Annotated in this window: 16 protein-coding genes and 1 pseudogene; 2 read left to right on the top strand and 15 right to left on the bottom strand. The window is 68.6% G+C overall.

Annotated features, from left to right (window positions below):
* Positions 1-61: 61 nt before the first annotated feature.
* Together C996_RS0109680 and C996_RS0109675 are read left to right on the top strand one after the other, a co-directional pair.
* Positions 62-577: a peptidylprolyl isomerase gene (locus C996_RS0109680; RefSeq protein WP_018137548.1), complete on the top strand. Its 516-nt coding sequence runs from the start codon at positions 62-64 to the stop codon at positions 575-577.
* An 8-nt stretch (positions 578-585) separates the two neighbouring features.
* On the top strand, positions 586-1,341 hold the full coding sequence (locus C996_RS0109675; RefSeq protein ID WP_018867249.1) for a UDP-2,3-diacylglucosamine diphosphatase: 756 nt from the start codon (positions 586-588) through the stop codon (positions 1,339-1,341).
* 278 nt (positions 1,342-1,619) lie between these two features.
* On the opposite strand, the pseudogene C996_RS14875 reads toward C996_RS0109675, so the two are convergent.
* The 15 genes and pseudogenes from C996_RS14875 to rnr form a co-directional block, all read right to left on the bottom strand.
* Positions 1,620-1,825 (bottom strand): annotated as a pseudogene (locus tag C996_RS14875) (hypothetical protein).
* A gap of 347 nt (positions 1,826-2,172) precedes the next feature.
* The gene (locus C996_RS0109670) at positions 2,173-3,015 is read right to left on the bottom strand and encodes a ferritin-like domain-containing protein (RefSeq protein WP_026279277.1); all 843 of its coding nucleotides are present in this window, start codon (positions 3,013-3,015) and stop codon (positions 2,173-2,175) included.
* A 19-nt stretch (positions 3,016-3,034) separates the two neighbouring features.
* Positions 3,035-5,539 carry a heavy metal translocating P-type ATPase gene (locus tag C996_RS0109665; protein ID WP_018867247.1) on the bottom strand — a complete coding sequence of 835 codons (2,505 nt, stop codon included), beginning with the start codon at positions 5,537-5,539 and terminating at the stop codon, positions 3,035-3,037.
* An 11-nt stretch (positions 5,540-5,550) separates the two neighbouring features.
* Positions 5,551-5,682, bottom strand: coding sequence for a hypothetical protein (locus tag C996_RS14820; RefSeq protein WP_019592986.1), 132 nt, complete (start codon positions 5,680-5,682; stop codon positions 5,551-5,553).
* A 108-nt stretch (positions 5,683-5,790) separates the two neighbouring features.
* A complete protein-coding gene (locus tag C996_RS0109655) occupies positions 5,791-6,147 on the bottom strand; it encodes a hypothetical protein (RefSeq protein ID WP_018867245.1) in 357 nt (118 codons plus the stop codon).
* 96 nt (positions 6,148-6,243) lie between these two features.
* Positions 6,244-7,716 (bottom strand): cardiolipin synthase, encoded by a 1,473-nt coding sequence (gene cls, locus C996_RS0109650; protein ID WP_018867244.1) that lies wholly within the window; start codon positions 7,714-7,716, stop codon positions 6,244-6,246.
* Between the two features lie 27 nt (positions 7,717-7,743).
* Positions 7,744-8,934 (bottom strand): O-succinylhomoserine sulfhydrylase, encoded by a 1,191-nt coding sequence (locus tag C996_RS0109645; protein ID WP_018867243.1) that lies wholly within the window; start codon positions 8,932-8,934, stop codon positions 7,744-7,746.
* A 40-nt stretch (positions 8,935-8,974) separates the two neighbouring features.
* Positions 8,975-10,084 carry an alanine racemase gene (gene alr / locus C996_RS0109640; protein WP_018867242.1) on the bottom strand — a complete coding sequence of 370 codons (1,110 nt, stop codon included), beginning with the start codon at positions 10,082-10,084 and terminating at the stop codon, positions 8,975-8,977.
* Between the two features lie 8 nt (positions 10,085-10,092).
* Positions 10,093-11,457 carry a replicative DNA helicase gene (gene dnaB, locus C996_RS0109635; protein WP_018867241.1) on the bottom strand — a complete coding sequence of 455 codons (1,365 nt, stop codon included), beginning with the start codon at positions 11,455-11,457 and terminating at the stop codon, positions 10,093-10,095.
* 79 nt (positions 11,458-11,536) lie between these two features.
* Positions 11,537-11,986 carry a 50S ribosomal protein L9 gene (rplI, locus tag C996_RS0109630; RefSeq protein ID WP_018867240.1) on the bottom strand — a complete coding sequence of 150 codons (450 nt, stop codon included), beginning with the start codon at positions 11,984-11,986 and terminating at the stop codon, positions 11,537-11,539.
* 67 nt (positions 11,987-12,053) lie between these two features.
* Positions 12,054-12,989, bottom strand: coding sequence for a hypothetical protein (locus C996_RS0109625; protein WP_018867239.1), 936 nt, complete (start codon positions 12,987-12,989; stop codon positions 12,054-12,056).
* 31 nt (positions 12,990-13,020) lie between these two features.
* A complete protein-coding gene (rpsR, locus tag C996_RS0109620) occupies positions 13,021-13,245 on the bottom strand; it encodes a 30S ribosomal protein S18 (protein WP_018867238.1) in 225 nt (74 codons plus the stop codon).
* Between the two features lie 42 nt (positions 13,246-13,287).
* On the bottom strand, positions 13,288-13,692 hold the full coding sequence (rpsF, locus tag C996_RS0109615; protein WP_018867237.1) for a 30S ribosomal protein S6: 405 nt from the start codon (positions 13,690-13,692) through the stop codon (positions 13,288-13,290).
* Positions 13,693-13,841: 149 nt separating this feature from the next.
* A complete protein-coding gene (gene rlmB, locus C996_RS0109610) occupies positions 13,842-14,609 on the bottom strand; it encodes a 23S rRNA (guanosine(2251)-2'-O)-methyltransferase RlmB (protein WP_018867236.1) in 768 nt (255 codons plus the stop codon).
* A gap of 103 nt (positions 14,610-14,712) precedes the next feature.
* Entirely contained in the window at positions 14,713-17,364 is a 2,652-nt protein-coding gene (gene rnr, locus C996_RS0109605) for a ribonuclease R (protein WP_018867235.1), read from the bottom strand.
* Positions 17,365-17,642 lie beyond the last annotated feature (278 nt).

Genomic DNA, 17,642 nt, shown 5'->3' with positions numbered 1-17,642 from the left:
CACCCGGCTTGCCATTGTGCTGGCCACCGCCCTTCTTGCCCTACTGCTTTCAGGAGCCCCCATGGCCGATACCAATCCGCAGGTCGCGATCGAAACCAACCATGGCCGCATCGTGCTGGAACTCAACGCCGAAGCCGCCCCGGAGACGGTCGCCAACTTCATGTCCTACGTGGATGACGGCTTCTACGACGGTACGATCTTTCACCGCGTGATCCCGGGATTCATGGTCCAGGGCGGCGGCTTCGACAAGAACATGAGCCAGAAGTCCGCTGGCGAGCCGATCCGCAACGAGGCGGACAACGGCCTGAAGAACGAGGTGGGCGCGATCTCCATGGCCCGTACCCAGGATCCGCACTCGGCCACCGCGCAGTTCTTCATCAACGTGAACGACAACGACTTCCTCAACCACACGGCCCCGAATGCGCAGGGCTGGGGTTATGCGGTCTTCGGCAAGGTGACCGAGGGCATGGACGTCGTGCGTCAGATCGAGTCCGTGCCCACCGGGCGTTCCGGCATGCACCAGGATGTGCCGCAGGAGCCGGTCGTGATGGAAAGCGTGAAACGCGTCGAGGACTGAGCCACCCCGTGGCTTCGAGCGCGCCGGCCCTGGTCATCTCCGACCTGCACCTGGATCGCGAGCCCGGCCCCCTGCTGGAGGCCGTACTTGCCTTCCTGAAGGGGCCGGCGCGCAGCGCCTCGGCGCTGTACATCCTCGGCGACCTGTTCGAATACTGGGTCGGCGATGACGCCGGCTTCCCGGCGGCCGAACAGCTCGCCGAGGCCCTGCAGACACTCGAGATCCCGGTCGCCTTCATCCACGGCAACCGGGATTTTCTCGTGGGCCCGGACTACGCCAAACGGGCGGGGATGCAGCTGGCGCCCGAGCCATTGCATGCGGCCCTGCCCTGCGGGCCCGCCGTGCTGCTGCATGGCGATTCCCTGTGCACCGACGACACCGAGCACATGGCCTTTCGCCAGCAGGTGCGCGGCGGCGAATGGCAGCGGGCCTTTCTGGCCCATCCGCTGGAGGAACGCATCCGCCAGGCCGAGGCCATGCGCGCCACCAGCCGCGACAACAGCCGGATGAAGGCCGACGCCATCATGGACGTGAATGCGAACGCCGTGGCCGATACCTTCCGCGACGCCGATGTCCCGCTGATGATTCATGGCCATACCCACCGCCCCGCGATCCACGACCTGGCGGTCGATGGTCAGCCGCGCCAGCGCTGCGTGCTCCCGGCCTGGGACGAGCACCCGGGCTACCTGGAGGTCGCGGCGACCGGCCCTGTCCTGCGCGAGCTGGACGGCTCGCCCTACCCCGCGCACCTGCTGCACGCCTGAACCACACCCTTCGCGCTGTTGCACAGCTGGCCCTGGTTCGTCGTTGGTGTTTATGACGGCACCACCGCCTACCTTGTTGTGGCTGGGCCTGGTTCTGCATCCGGTGTTTACGGTGCCTTCGGTCCACATACTGCCGAGCGCTGACTCGCCAGCGCGCCCCGAGGTCCTTTCTTGCTTGCCCAAGAAAGGACCCAAAGAAGGGCACCCGGATTTCGCCCGGGAACCTTGCTCCAGGGCCCTCGGGCCGGCGGCGCTGAACTCGCTGCGCTGCGCTTCGCTCAGACATCCAGCGCCTTCTCCCGGCCCGAGAACCCTTCCGCAAGGGGCTCCATACGGGAGGCGAAGGTCAAAACAGAAGGTATTCCAACCCCACGGCACCACAACGGCCCTGCCGCCTGAAAGCCCCCGGCGCCCGCGCTGCGGGCGCGGCACGCTATGGCCGAAGGCCGAGCGTGCCCAAGATGTGCGAAGACCTAGCCTTCATCCACTGGCACGACCGTCGGGACGGCCGTTGTCTTGACCTTGACCCCCCGTTGTCGTCGCGCCGAGTGGAGAGGGTTTTCGCGGGAGACAAGGCGCTGGATGTCTGAGCGGAGCGCAGCGTAGCGAGTTCAGCGCCGCCCGCGAAAACCCTCGGAGCGAGGGAAACCCCGGCCCGCATAGCGGGCCGGGGTCGCGGCAGTCGGGCGTGTTTCTTGGTGACTTCTTTGCACGAGCAAAGAAGTCACTCGGGGCGCGCTGGCGAGTCAGCGCCTGGCAGGCGGCCGACCGAAGGCACGTAAACACCGGATGCAGAACCAGGACCAGCCACCACAAGGCAGGCGGTCGGGGCTATGGCGACGGTTCGGTGGTGGCCTGGGCCTCCAGTTGCGCCATCTCGGAGTCGGTGAAGCCGGCGGCGCGGCGGGCGGCGTGGGCGAAGGGCGGGCGTACGCGGCCCGGCATGTACTCTGCCAGCAGCTCGAGGAAGAGCGGCTCGGCATCAAGCCCGCGCGCGTGGGCCAACTCGCGGAACCAGCGCGTGCCGATCGCCACGTGGGCGACCTCCTCGCGCTGGATGATCTCGAGAAGCGCCACGGTCGCGTGATCGCCCGCTGCTGCCAGGCGCTCGATCATGCCCGGGGTCACGTCCAGCCCGCGCGCCTCCAGCACGCGCGGCACCAGGGCCATGCGGATCATCACGTCGTGGTCGGTCGCGAGTGCGGCCTCCCACAGCCCGTTGTGGGCCGGCAGGTCGCCGTAGTCCGCCCCCAGCTCGTTGAGCCGCGCACGCAACAGCCGGAAATGGCGCGCCTCCTCGGCCGCCACCTGCAGCCAGTCGCTGACGAACGGCGCCGGCATGTCGCGAAAGCGATAGACGGCATCCAGCGCCAGGTTGATCGCGTTGAACTCGATATGCGCGACCGCGTGCACCAGCGCCACCCGCCCGGCCGTCGTGTGCAATCCGCGCCGCGGCAGATCCTTCGGGTGCACCAGCACCGGCCGTTCCGGACGTCCGGGCACCTCCAACCGTTCCGGACCGGAGCTGGCGAGCGCCTCCAGCCCGTCGGACCACCAGGCCTGCATCAGCGCCAGCACGCGCTCGCACTTGGTCTCGGGATCGCACTCGCGCAGCGCCATTTCGGCCGCTCGGTAAAGATCCGGGCTCACGGGATGGGTGATCGGCTGACTCATGGCGGCCAAGGATACCCGTTCAGCGCTCGTCGGTCGGCATGCTGCGGCGCAGCAGGATGGAGTTGCCGATGACCGAGAGCGAGCTGGCGGTCATCGCGATCACGCCGATCATCGGGTGCAACAGGCCGACCGCGGCGATGGGGATCGCGGCGGTGTTGTAGCCCCAGGCCCAGAACAGGTTCTGCACGATCTTGCGGAAGGTCAGGCGCGAGAGCTGTACGGCCTCGACGACCTTGGTCAGCTCGCCGCGCACCAGAGTCACGTCGGCGGCCTCGATGGCCACGTCCGCGCCGGCCCCGATCGCGATGCCGACATTCGCCTGCTGCAGGGCCGGGGCGTCGTTGATGCCGTCGCCCACCATCGCCACGTGGTCGCCGTACTCCGCCTGCAGTTCGCGGATCGCCTCGACCTTGCCCTCCGGCAGCACGCCGGCTCGGACCTCGTCGATCCCCACCTGCGCGGCCACGGCCTTCGCGGTGCGCTCGTTGTCACCGGTGACCATCACGCAGCGGATGCCGAGGGCATGCAGCTGTTCGATGGCGCTCTGCGACTCTTCCTTGAGGGTGTCGGCGACCGCGACGATGCCGGCCGGTCGATCGCCGATGGCCACCAGCATCGCGGTCTTCCCGGCATCTTCGAACTGCCGCAGCGATTCCAGCAGGCCGGACGGATCCAGGCCCTGCTCCTCCAGCAGCCGCTGGCTGCCGACCAGGACGCGCTCCCCGTCGAGGCGGGCCTCCACCCCGCGCGCGGTGTGCGACTGGAACTGTTCGACCTCGGCGACCGCCAGCTCCCGATCGCGCGCACCCTGCACAATGGCCTCGGCCAGCGGATGCGCAGAACCAGCCTCCACGGCCGCGGCCGCGCGCAGCACACGAGCGTCATCGAAGCCCTCGGCGGCGACCACGTCGGTCAGTGCCGGCTGCCCGCGGGTGAGGGTCCCGGTCTTGTCGAGCACGATCACGCGGATGTCCTTCAGCGTCTGGATCGCGGAGCCCGAGCGGATCAGGACGCCGCGTTCGGCCCCCATGCCGGAACCGACCATCAGGGCGGTGGGTGTGGCCAGCCCCAGCGCGCAGGGGCAGGCGATGACCAGCACGGCGATCGCCGCGAGGATCGCCAGTACCAGCGGGGGACGTTCGGAATCCACCCACGGCAGAAACCCCTCGCCCCAGATCAGGATCGGCTGCAGCGCCCCGGAGAACGCCAGCCAGGCCGCAAACGCCGCCAGCGCAATCACCAGCACCGCCGGCACGAACCGCGCGGTGATGCTGTCCGCCAGCTCCTGCACCGGCACCCGCGAACCCTGCGCCTCGTTCACCAGACGGATCACCTGCGACAGGAAAGTGTCGGCCCCCACACGGGTCGCGCGCACCTTCAGCCGCCCCTGCTGGTTCAGGGTCGCACCGAGCACGGTATCGCCCTCAGCCTTGTCCACCGGCACCGACTCGCCGGTGGCGATGGATTCGTCCACGGTGCTCTCGCCGGCAACCACCTCGCCATCGGTGGGGATCTTCTCGCCCGGGCGCACGATCATCACCTCGCCCACCTGCAGCGATTTCACCGGCACCTCGATCTCTTCGCCGTCGCGTTCCACCCGGGCCGACTTCGCGCCCAGATCCAGCAGCTTGCGGATCGCAGAGGAGGCCTCGCCCTTGGCGCGGTACTCCAGGTAGCGCCCGAGCATGTGGAAGGCCATGATGGTCGCGGCCATCTCGATGAACGAGGTCATCGGGTAGACAAAGCCGATCAGCCCCAGCAGATAGGGCGGCAGCGAGCCCATGGAGATCAGCACGTCCATGTTCAGACTGCCGCTTTTCAGCGCGCGCCAGGACGAACGGTGGGTGGCCGCACCCCCGGCCATGAACACCACCGGGAACGCCAGCACGGCGATGATCAGCAGATAGCCGGGGATCTCCTGCCAGAACATGTGCGGCATCATCAGCACCATGATCGCGATGGTCGGGATCATCGCGATCCACAGCCGGCGCCAGGCCTGCTTCAGATAGGCCGCGTCAATCTCGGCATCGTCCGCCTCGCTGCCGGCCTCCTCGGTCTCCAACGCCGCCACGTCATAGCCGGCCCCCTCGACCGCGGCGCGCAGGGCCTCGGCGTCGGGGCCACCGGGACCGGGTTCTATGGTCACACGGTGATCACCGATGTTGGTGCGCACCGCCTGGATGCCCTCCAGCTTCTCGATCGCACCCCGCACGATCCCCGCGCAGTGGTCCGACCCCATGCCGGGTACCACCAGACGCACCGTACCGGCGGCGCCCGTTTCGCCCTCGACTTGGGCGACGTCGTAGCCAGCCCCCTCGACCGCGGCCCGCAACCCCTGCGGGCCCACCTGCTCGGGGTCGTATCCCACGGTCACCCGGTGGCGGGCGATATTGGTCCCCACCGAGGCCACGCCGGGGGTCTTCTCCAGCGCCGCGCGCACGATCCCCGCGCAGTGGTCCGACCCCATGCCGGGGACGATCACCACCGCCTCGCGGGTGTCCGCTGGCCTCGCTTCCGTCGTCATCGCGCGACTCCTCAGCGATTACTGAACAGGTACTTGATCAGGGCGGCGATCCCGAGGATCAGCAACACCAGGACGAGCAGCCCGATCAGGCCCCCGCCAAGACCCATACCGCCCATCCAGCCAAAACCTTGTTCATTCATCATGATGTAGTCCTCCCCGGGACAGAGTGAAAGACGCAAAGCGCGGTAATGCGCAGTGCGTGGGTGATGCGCGATCACCCGGGGCCGGGTGGAACCCCGGCCAGGGAGGAATCAGAGGGGTGGGCGCAGATCCGGTGCCGCGGGGGTACCGGGGCCCATGGCGACGGGAAGGGAAACCAAAACGGGCGCGGCCGCCGTGACCGGCGTGCCGGCGGGTGAAGGCAAACCAGAGACCCCGCAGACGCCGCAGACCGCACAGGGCATCTCGCAGGCCGAAGGCTCGGCCTGGATCTCGAAATCTGCCGATCCGGGTTCCAACGGCAATCCGGCACCCTGGTCCGGGCAGTGGGCCGCCGGGGTCACGCTGTCCGCGGCATCCCCGTGCATCATCCCGGCACCGGCGATCGGCGCCAGCAACAGGGCGACGACGATCAACAGGTTCAGCAGATGGTGCAGGGCTCGCGACACGGGCCGGCCTCGAAAAGGTATTCTGCCTGCAAGTCTAGCACTGGCGCTGCGCCTGCACATGACACAGATCAAGCCTGCCGGTCACTGCCTTGAAGCCTACAGCACCGGCGCCAGCAGATAGGCGGCCCGCGCGGCCACGCGGCGCCACAGCGGCAGGTCGTCCACGTCCTGCCGGGCCATCTCGCGCGAGCGGGCGAAATCGGCCTCGAACATGCGCGCGGTCTCGCGAGCGAAGGCCGGGTCCATCACCAGCGCGGTAACCTCGAAATTCAGCCGGAACGAGCGGTTGTCCAGGTTCACGGTCCCCACCGCCGCACCCATGTCGTCCACCACAAAGGCCTTGCCGTGCAGGAAGCCCTCCTGATAGCGGTAGACGCGCACGCCGGCATCCAGCAGCGGGCCCAGGAAGGCGTAGGCCGCGTGCGTGGTCAGCGGATTGTCGGTCACCTCGGGGATCAGCACGCGCACGTCGACACCGCTGAGCGCCGCCAGCTTGAGCATGCCCTGAACGCCCTCGTCCGGCACGAAGTACGGGCTGGCGATCCAGATACGCCGATCCGCCGCATGGATAACCTGTTGCATCATCAGGCTGGCGGTCTCGAATTCGTCCGCCGGGCCGGAGGGCAGGATCAGCACCGGGACGCCATCGTCCGCCATGATCGCCGGCTTCCATTCCAGCTCCGGGATCTCTTCGGTGGCCCAGTGCCAGTCCTCCAGGAACACCGACTGCAGGGCCAGGGCGGACGGCCCCTCGATGCGCAGGTGGGTGTCGCGCCAGGGCCCGATCCTCGGGTCCCGCCCGAGGTACTCGTCCCCCACGTTCAAGCCACCGAGCCAGCCCTGTTCGCCATCGGCCACCACGATCTTGCGGTGGTTGCGGAAGTTCAGCTGGAAGCGATTGCCGCGCCCGCGGGTGGAGTGAAAGTGCTGCACATGCACCCCCGCCTCGCGCAGGGTGTCCAGATAGCCGCCGGGCAGGCGGTAGCTGCCGATCTCGTCGTACAGGAAATAGACCTCGACCCCGTCCTGTGCCCGGTCGACCAGCCGCCGCTGGAGTTCGCGCCCGATCGCGTCGTCGCGCACGATATAGAACTGCACCAGCAGGTAGCGCTCGGCCTGTTCGATCCCCTGAAAGATACTGTCGAAGGTCGCCTCGCCATCCACCAGCAGCTCGACCTCGTTGCCGTGGAGGAACGGCCAGCGCGCCAGCCGCTGCACCCCGTCCAGGTGCTTGCTTGGCTCCTCGGCGATGTACTGGTGCGACCACAGCTCTTCGGTCTTCGGCTGCAGGGCCCGCGCCAGAGCGGAGTCCTCGTCGCGGCGCGCGACCACATAGCCGCGAAACTCGCTGGCGCCGAATACCCAGTAGGCCGGCACAGCCACATAGGGAACGGTGTTGAGCGACACGATCCACGCCACCGCGCCCTGCGGCGTGCGGGTGGACATCAGCGCATCCAGCGACGACAGGAACCCCAGCAGGTGGAAACCAATGACAATCGTCAGCAGTACACGCCAGCGCGGACGCCGACGCGGATTCGGATGGACATCACCGGCCCCGGGTCTGGACATATCCGCGCGGTCGACCCGGTGCCTGCGTCAGAGCGCGTCGAGCCCGCGGGCCAGGTCGCGCTGGATATCGGCGACCGCCTCCAGCCCCACCGCGACCCGCACCAGGGCCTCGGTGATGCCCTGGGCCTCGCGCTTGTCCGGGTCCACGCGACCGTGGGTGGTAGTCGCCGGGTGGGTGATGGTGGTCTTGGCATCGCCCAGGTTCGCGGTGATCGACAGGAACTTCGTTGCGTCGATCACCGACCAGGCGGCCTCGCGCCCGCCGGCGACCTCGAAGCTCAGCACGCCGCCAAAGCCGCTTTGCTGGCGCTTGGCGATCGCATGCTGCGGGTGGGATTCGAGCCCCGGGTAATGCACGGCGGTGACCTTCGGGTGGGCCTGCAGCCACTGCGCCAGGGCCAGGGCGTTGTCGCTGTGGGCGCGCATGCGCAGGGCCAGGGTCTCCAGCCCCTTCAGGAACACCCAGGCGTTGAACGGCGACAGCGTCGGCCCGGCGGTGCGCAGGAAACCGTAGACGTCCTTGCCCACGCGCTCGGCGTCGCCCACCACCGCGCCGCCCAGGCAGCGGCCCTGGCCGTCGAGGAACTTGGTCGCCGAGTGGATGATGATGTCGGCGCCCAGATCCAGCGGACGCTGCAGGATCGGCGTGCAGAAGCAGTTGTCCACCGCCAGCAACGCGTCATGGCGATGCGCGATTTCCGCCAGCGCGGCGATGTCCACCACCTCGCCCAGCGGGTTGGAGGGCGTCTCGCAGAAGTACAGCCGGGTATTCGGCTGGGTAGCGGCCTCCCAGGCCTCGAGGTTCGACAGCTCGACGTAGGTCACCTCGACACCGAAACGGCCGAGGTAGTTGTTGAACAGCACCGTGGTCGTGCCGAACACCGAACGCGAGCAGACCACGTGATCGCCGGCCTTCAGCAGGCCCATCATGGTCGCCAGGATCGCGGACATGCCGGAGGCGGTGGCCACACAGGCCTCGCCCCCCTCCAGCGCGGCCAGACGGTCCTGGAAGGTGCGCACGGTCGGATTGGTGAAGCGCGAGTAGATATTGCCGGGCGACTCGCCGCCAAAGCGCGCCGCGGCCTCCGCGGCCGAGCCGAACACGAAGCTGGAGGTGGGGAAGATCGCCTCGGAATGCTCCCCCTCCGGGGTGCGCTGGTAGCCATGCCGGATGGCTACGGTCTGCGGGTCGTAATCGGCAGGGTCGAAATCGGTCATCGGGGCATCCTTGGCTGCGGGATACCACAGTGTACCGGGCTCAGTGCGCCGGCTGCAGGCGATCCGCCACGCGGGTCAGCAGCTCGTAGCTGATGGTGCCAGCCGCGCGCGCGACCCGCTCCACCGGGAGCCCCTCGCCCCACAGTGTCACCTGGTCGCCAACCTGCGCGGCAGGCACCTCGGTCAGATCCACCGCCAGCATGTCCATGGACACGCGGCCGATCAGCGGGCAGATCCGGTCACCGACCCGCACCGGCGTGCCCGACGGGGCATGACGCGGATAGCCGTCGGCATAGCCCATCGCGACGATCCCGGCGCGACCCGGTCGATCGGCCGTCCAGGTGGCGCCATAACCCACGCGGCTGCCCGGCTCCAGCGGCTGGGTCGCGATGACCGGGGCCTGCACCGTCATCGCCGGGCGCAGCTCGCCCTCCGGCCCCTCGGGCGGACGATCCGCCGGCACGGAGGCCGGGTGTGCCCCGTAGAGCATGATGCCGGGCCGCGCCCAGTAGTCGCCGGGCGCGGCCCCCTCACCGCCCGAGCCCCAGCCGGCGAACAGCGCAGCGGAGTTGGCCACGCTGCGGTATCCCGGCCACGCCCCGACGGCGCCGGCAAAGCATTCCAGTTGATGGGCATTCTGCGGGTGACCGGGCGTGTCGGCGCAGGCCAGGTGTGTCATCCAGTGCAGCCCCTGCTGCCCGTGCCCAGCGGCTCGCAGGCGCTTCACCGCCTCGCCCGCCTGGCGCGGTTCGAAGCCCAGGCGGTTCATGCCGGTGTTCAGCTTGACCCAGACCTCGGGGAGGCGGATGGCAGAGGCCTCCAGATGATCGAGCTGGGCCGGGTCATGCAGGACCGGCTGCAGGGCGAACTCGGCACAGGCGCGTGCGTCGCTGGCATCGTGCGGCCCCTGCAGGACCAGCACTGGACCGTCGAAGCCGGCCGCGCGCAGCGCCCGGGCCTCGCCGACCTGGGAGACGGCGAGCCCGTCGCTGGCCGCCGCCAGGGCCTCGGCGGCCCATATCAGCCCATGGCCGTAGCCCTCGGCCTTGATCACCGACCACATCGGGACACCGGGCGCCAGGCGTCGCGCCACGGCCAAGTTGTGCCGCAGGGCCTCGGGGTCGAGCTGGATGGTCGCCGCTCGCTTCACGTCCCGGGTCAGGCCTCGTGGCCGATCTCGCCGTAGACGTCGGGGGCGTAGTTCTCGAAACGGGTGAACTGCCCGCGGAAAGTCAGGCGCACGGTGCCGATGGGGCCGTTACGCTGCTTGGCGATGATGATCTCCGCAGTACCCTTGTCCGGCGACTCGTCGTTGTAGACCTCGTCGCGATACACGAAGGCGATGATATCCGCGTCCTGCTCGATGGCCCCGGACTCGCGCAGGTCGGACATCACCGGGCGCTTGTTCGGGCGCTGTTCCAGCGAGCGGTTGAGCTGCGACAGCGCGATCATCGGGACACTCAGTTCCTTCGCCAGGGCCTTCAGCCCGCGCGAGATCTCGGAGATCTCGTGGGCCCGGCTCTCGCCACTGCCGGGAAACTGCATCAACTGCAGGTAGTCGACGACGATCAGACCCAGCCCCTTGTGTTCGCGCATCAGGCGGCGGGTGCGCGCCCGCAGTTCGGTGGGCGACAGCGCCGGTGTGTCGTCGATGAACAGGGGCGCCTCGGAGAGCATCTGCACCGCGCTCGTCAGACGCGGCCAGTCGCCGTCCTCCAGGCGCCCGGAGCGCAGCTTCTGCTGGTTAATCCGGCCCATGGAGGACAGCAGGCGCATGGCCAGCTGCTCGCCGGGCATCTCCATGGAGAAGATCGCGACCGGCTCGGAGTTCTTCATCGCCACGTACTCGGCGATGTTCATCGCGAACGAGGTCTTGCCCATGGACGGACGCCCGGCGACGATCACCAGATCGCCCGGGTTCAGTCCGGAGGTCAGGGCATCCAGATCCTGATAGCCGGTGGCCACCCCGGTAATCGGGTTCTGGCTTTCGTAGAGATACTCGATCTGGTCGACCGCCGCGGTCAGCAGCGGCTTCATCCCGCGAAAGCCCTGGGCCCCGCGCGCGCCCTGCTCGGCGATGCGGAACACCTTCTGCTCCGCCACGTCCAGCAGTTCCTTGGAGTCGCGGCCCTCGGGGGTATAGGCCGAATCGGCGATCTCGGTGCCCACCGAGATCAGCGACCGCAGGATGGAGCGCTCGCGGACGATATCGGCGTAGGCCACGATGTTCGCGGCACTGGGGGTTTCCGCTGCCAGGCGGCCGAGATAGGCCATGCCCCCCGCGGATTCCAGCTCCGCGGTACGGTCCAGCTGCTCCGACACGGTGACCATGTCGAACGGGGCATTGCGATCCGCCAGCGTGGACACCGCCCGGAAGATCAGGCGGTGGTCGTGGCGATAGAAGTCTTCTGCGGTAATGCGGTCCGCCACCCGGTCCCAGGCGGCGTTATCCAGCATCAGGCCTCCGAGGACTGCCTGTTCGGCCTCCTCGGAATGCGGGGGGACCCGCGGATTCGGGGTCATGGGCGAGTTCATGCGACGAACCCGCCCACCTGCCGGGTATCAGCGACCCGGTGGGGCCACCCTCCCGACATCCGACGGATCACTCTTCGCCGATCACAACGACGCGAATGTCCACATCCACGTCCGAGTGCAGGTGCAGCCCGACCTCGAATTCGCCGGCGGTACGCAGCGGGCCTTCCGGCATGCGCACTTCCTTCTTCTCGACTTCGGTGCCCTTGGCGCTCAGCGCGTCGGCGATGTCCGCCGGGCCGATGGAGCCGAACAGCTTGCCTTCGCCACCGGCCTTCGCGGTGATCTCGAGCACAGTGCCGTCCAGCTTTTCCTTGCGCGCCTCAGCAGCGGCGAGGGCCTCGGCGGCGGCCTTCTCCAGTTCGGCGCGACGCGCCTCGAACTCGGCGATGTTCTCGGCGGTGGCGAACGTGGCCTTGCCCTGCGGCAGCAGATAGTTGCGCGCGAAACCGGGACGCACGTTGACACGGTCACCCAGGGTGCCGAGGTTATCGATCTTTTCCAGCAGAATGACTTCCATCTTTGTATTCCTGTAACGTTTGATCAGCCCCCGAAGGGGCGCATTCTACACCGGTCTCGGACCGGTCTCACGGATTGTTGTCGCCGCCCTGCCCACCCGATGCGGAGCCGGGGCCCAGCCGCGAGCGGATGTCCGCCCAGGCGTCGATGACGCCGATGGTGGCGAGCAGCAGGAACATCTGCGGCATCGCCAGCGCCAGCAGGACGTACATCCCCACCAGCCAGAAGCTGCTCATGCCCTGACGGAAGGTCAGCGCGTGCATCAGCGCGATCCCCTGCAGGAAGAACAGCACCGCGAGGATGAACGCCAGTTCGGTCGCCAGCGGCACCGGGCCCAGATGGCCGATCCCCGCCAGCAGCAGCGTGGCCGCGCTTGTGGCGCGCCCGAACTGCAGTGCCCGAAACTCCTCGCCGAACGCCCCCGGGTTGTACAGCAGCGCCTGCCAGTAGCGACCCAGGAGCACCGAGAGCGTGAGGCTCAGCAGCAGGATCCCGGCAAACAGCCCGGTCAGGTACGGGGCGGCGCGGCGCAACGCCGCCTCGAGTTCCTGCGGACCGGTCTCGCTACCTTCGACCAGGGGCCCCAGCAGTCTCATCCCGGCCTCGGCCCAGGTGGACTCGAGATCCGGGACGAGCATATGGACGGCCAGCACCCCGAACCCGGCGACCCCGGCGGCGGCCTGCAGCGTGCTGCGCCACGAGACGGTCCGTCGCAGCAGCTCCGCCAGCAGCGCCACCGGCGCCCATTGCACCACCCCGGCCACCACCCCCGCGAACAGCGGGGCCTCGGGCATCAGGGCAAACATTGCGACCCCGAGCACGAGCGCGGACAGCGCGCTCACCAGCAGTGCCTGCCCGAGGCCGATGCGCAGCCCGACCAGGGCGACCAGCGCGCTGCCAAGCAGCGCCACCGGCGGCAGAAACAGCCCCGCCACACCAAAACCGGAGACCGCGCCCACGGCGCGGCCCCGGCTCTTCATCGCGAATTCGGCCAGTGCGCGCATGGCGACGGCCCCCGGCGAACCGGTACGAGACTTAGTGGTTGTCGCTGTACGGCAGCAGGGCGAGGAAGCGCGCGCGCTTCACGGCGGTGGCCAGCTGACGCTGGTACTTCGCGCTGGTGCCGGTGACGCGGCTGGGCACGATCTTGCCGGTCTCGGTAATAAAACCCTTGAGCAGGTTCAGGTCCTTGTAATCGATGTAATCGATGCCTTCGGCGGTGAACTTGCAGTACTTGCGGCGACGCGGAAAACGGGCCATCTCAACTCTCCTTCAAAAATTCGGTCAACGAACGGGCGGGACTTATTCGGCAGCGGCCGAATCATCGGAGGCGGACTCGCCGCCCTCGTCGTCACGCTCGCGGCGACGGCCCTTGGAGCCTTCCTCTTCCTGGCCCTTGGCCAGCGGGGAGGTCTCGGTCACTGCCTCTTCCATGCGCATCGCCAGGTGGCGCAGCACGGCATCGTTGAACCGGAAGGCGCTGGCGAGCTCTTCCATCGCCTCTTCCGAGGCCTCGATGTTCATGAGCACGTAGTGGGCCTTCACCAGCTTCTGGATCGGGTAGGCCAGCTGACGGCGGCCCCAGTCTTCCAGGCGATGGATCTTGCCTTCGTGGCCTTCGACCAGGCCCTTGTAGCGCTCGATCATCGCCGGGACCTGCTCGCTCTGGTCCGGGTGGACCAGGAATACAACTTCGTAGTGACGCATCGGGAACTCCTTGCGGGTATCAGCCTCCCGTCCACGCGGTGAGGCAAGGGTTCGACCCCGCGGGCGCGCCCGCGGGGCAGAAAGGCGCGATACGATAACCGAAGCGGGCGACAACAACAAGCGACGAACAGGCCAGGCGGCCGACGCCCTCAGTCCGGCGCGCCGGCCTGGCGCTGGCGCACCGCCTCGAACAGGGTTACCCCGGTGGCCACGGAGACATTGAGGCTCTCCACCGTCCCGTGCATGGGCAAGGCGGCCAGGTGGTCGCAGGCCTCCCGGGTGAGCCGGCGCAGGCCCTCGCCCTCGGCCCCCATCACGATCGCGGTCGGCGGGCGCAGGTCCAGCGCGTAGAGGCTTTCCCCGGCCTCGCCCGCGAGGCCGACGGTCCACATACCGGCCTGCTTGAGCGAGGCGAGCGTCCGCGCGAGATTTCCGACCGTTACCACCGGCACGGTTTCGGCCGCGCCCGAGGCCACCTTGATGGCCGCCGGGGTCAGGGCGGCGCTGTGGTGGCGCGGCATGATCACCGCGCCGGCCCCCGCCGCATCGGCGGTGCGGAGGCAGGCGCCGAGGTTGTGGGGGTCGGTCACCCCGTCGAGAATCAGCACGAGGTCCAGACCATCGCGCACCCGCTGGATCAGGGTCTTTTCATCCACCACCGGACGCGGGGTGCAGTGGACGATCACGCCCTGGTTCTGGAACCCCGGATGCTGCTGATCCAGTCGCTCGCGGCCCACCCGCTCCACCGCGAGACCGCAGGCGCGGGCACGATGCAGCAGGCGCTCCAGCGCGGGCTCGACCGGGTCGGTCGCGAGCTGCAGGCGCTTCACCCGTTCCGGGGCACGCTCCAGTACCGCCGCCACCGCATGAATACCGCCGAAGGTCTCCGCGCGGCTACCCTTGCCACCCTTGCTCACCGCCTCCCTCCACGGGACACAACCGGCGGCGAACCCGCCGCGCGCTTGCGCGGGGATGCCGCGCCTCGCGATGGATGGCCCTGCGCACTCACCGGGCGGTACCTCAGGACGAGGAGGGACGCCGGCGCCGGCTGCGGCGACGGCCGGAACCTGCGGGCTTCTTGCCCGCCCCCTGGGCTTGCGGCTCCGACTCGACGATGGTGTTGCCGTCCTTGTCGGCCTCCGGTCGCGGCGGCGGGACCGCCTCGTTGCCGGGTTCCGGGGCATCGGGAATACCCTCGTCAGGGTCGGACACCGGGGCCGCCTCGTTCCCCGGCTCGGGGGCCGGGTCCGGGGTCGTGTCACCGGAGGCCGAACCACGGCGGCGACCGCCGCGACGGCGACGCTTCTTCTTCGGTGCCGGGGCCTCGTCGTCGGCGGCGGGTGCCTGCGGCTCGGCCGGAGCCGGGTCCGCCGCAGCTTCGGCCGGCTGGGTCTCGTCCGCCGGGGTGGCGGCCGGGGCGGTCTCGGCATCCTTGCGGCGCTTGCTGCGGCGGCTGCGCTTCTTCGGTGGCGCGTCCGTCGGCTTCGGCTTGCCCGGTTCCCCGGCCAGCGCGAGGTCGATCTTGCGATCATCCAGACTCACCCGGGCCACCTGCACCTGCAGTTCGTCCCCAATACGGAACACCCGTCCGCCGCGCTCGCCGGTCAGGGTGTGACGGGTCGGGTCGAAGTGGTAGAAGTCATTGTCCAGGCTGGTCACGTGGACCAGGCCCTCGATGTAGACATCCTTGATCTCGACGAACAGGCCGAACCCGGTTACGCCGGAGACCACGCCGGTGAAGGTCTCCCCGACCTTGTCCTGCATGTACTCGGCCTTCAGCCAGGCCTCGGCATCGCGGGTGGCATCGTCGGCGCGCCGCTCCGCCATCGAGCAGTGCTCGCCCAGCGATTCCATGTCGCTGTGCGAATACGGGAACGCCTTGCCACTGCCCTTGCGCAGCACATGACGAATGCCACGATGCACCAGCAGGTCGGGATAGCGCCGGATCGGCGAGGTAAAGTGCGCGTAGTCGTCCAGCGCCAGACCAAAGTGCCCGTCCAGTTCCGGGGCGTACACCGCCTGGCTCAGCGAGCGCAGCAGCACCGTCTGGATCAGCTGCTGGTCCGAGCGCTGGCGGGCGGCCTTCAGCACGGCGGTGTAGTCGGCCGGTGTGGGTTCGGCCCCGCCGCCCAGGCTCAGGCCCGCGCCATTCAGGAACTCGCGCAGCTCCTCGACCTTCTCCGCCGGTGGCTGGTCGTGGATACGATAAAGCGCCGGCACCTTGTGCTTCTTCAGGAACCGCGCCGCCGCGACGTTCGCCATGATCATGCATTCCTCGACCAGGCGATGGGCATCGTTGCGCTCGGTCGGGACGATCTGCTCGATCTTGCGGTCCTCGCCGAAGACGATCTTGGTCTCGGTGGTGTCGAAGTCGATCGCGCCGCGGCGATTGCGGGCTGCGTGCAGGGACTTGAAGACCTTGTGCAGGGTCTCCAGATGCGGCATCACATGGGCGTTCTGCTCGCGCAGGGCCGTGTCGCCGTCGAGCATCGCCGCAACATCGTCGTAGATCAGACGCGCGTGCGAGCGGATCAGGCCCTCGTGGAAGCGATAGCTCTTCAGTGCCCCGCGCGCGCCGATCTCCATCTCGCAGACCATGCTCAACCGATCCACCTTCGGGTTCAGCGAGCACAGGCCGTTGGACAGGGCCTCCGGCAGCATCGGGATCACGTTGTCGGGGAAGTACACCGAGGTGCCGCGGGTGCGGGCCTCGCGGTCCAGGGCCGCATCGCGTTCGACATAGTGGGACACATCGGCGATCGCGACCCACAGGCGCCAGCCCTTGCCCTCCGGCTCGCAGTACAAAGCGTCGTCGAAGTCGCGGGCATCACTGCCGTCGATGGTGACAAACGGCTTCTCGCGCAGATCCAGACGGCCCTTCTTGTCCTTCTCGGCGACCTCGGCACCCAGTGCGTCGGCGGCGGCCGTGACCTCGTCCGGCCACTCGTGCGGCAGGCCATGGGCACGGATCGCGATGTCGATCTCCATGCCCGGGGCCATGTGTTCGCCCAGGACCTCCAGCACATCGCCCTTCAGGCGTGCGGTGCGCGAGGCGGATTCGCGGATACGCACCACCACGATCTGGTCGTCCTGCGCCTCGCCCAGGCCGTCCGGCGGCACCAGGATGTCGTGGGTAATCCGCTTGTTGTCCGGGGTCAGGACACCGACCCCGTCCTCGATCTTCAGGCGCCCGACCACCTGGGTGGTGTTGCGCTCGAGGACCTCCACGATCCCGCCTTCACGGCGGCCGCGGCGATCCACGCCCATGACCCGGGCCAGCGCCCGGTCGCCATGGAATACGCCGCGCATCTGCTTGGGCGACAGGAACAGATCGTCGTCCTGCTCGTCCGGCACCAGGAAGCCGAAGCCGTCCGGATGCCCGATCACACGGCCGCGGATCAGATCTTCCTGGTTGACCGGCAGATAGGCCCCTCGGCGATTGCAAAGGGCCTGGCCGTCGCGCTCCATCGCCTTCAGGCGGCGGCGCAGGGCCTCGAGACGATCGTCATCGTCGATCTGCAGCCGCTCCGCGATCTCGTCGTAGGACAGCGGGTTGTCGGCTTCCTGCAGGAGCCCGAGGATGAACTCGCGGCTGGGGATGGGGTTGTCGTACTTCTGCGCCTCGCGCTCGAAGTTGGGATCGGCGGGGGTCTTGCGACGTTGTCTTGGCATTCAGTGAACTCTGTGGATGTTGCAATGGGCAGCCCTTCGCCGGGAACCGGCCGGGCGCGCAAGGGAAACGCTGATTCAGGTGCCCGCTCCCGCTCGAGCCGCTTTCCAGCGTGCGATCAAGGCGCGGTGAGTGCAGTGTAGCGGAGCGACACCAGCGGACCGCAACACCAGCGGGTACATGAATCGGCGCTTCCCGAAGCGCCCATTATGAGGCATGCAGAATTTTGTTGCGCAGCGCGGCTTCGCGCCGGCCCGCCGGCGCCCGTCCCGGACGGCGA

It is taken from the genome of Thioalkalivibrio sp. ALE25 (assembly GCF_000377285.1).
Taxonomy (GTDB): Bacteria; Pseudomonadota; Gammaproteobacteria; order Ectothiorhodospirales; family Ectothiorhodospiraceae; genus Thioalkalivibrio.
The sequence above is the reverse complement of the archived record's forward strand: the minus strand, read 5'-3'. Positions and strand labels throughout refer to the sequence as shown.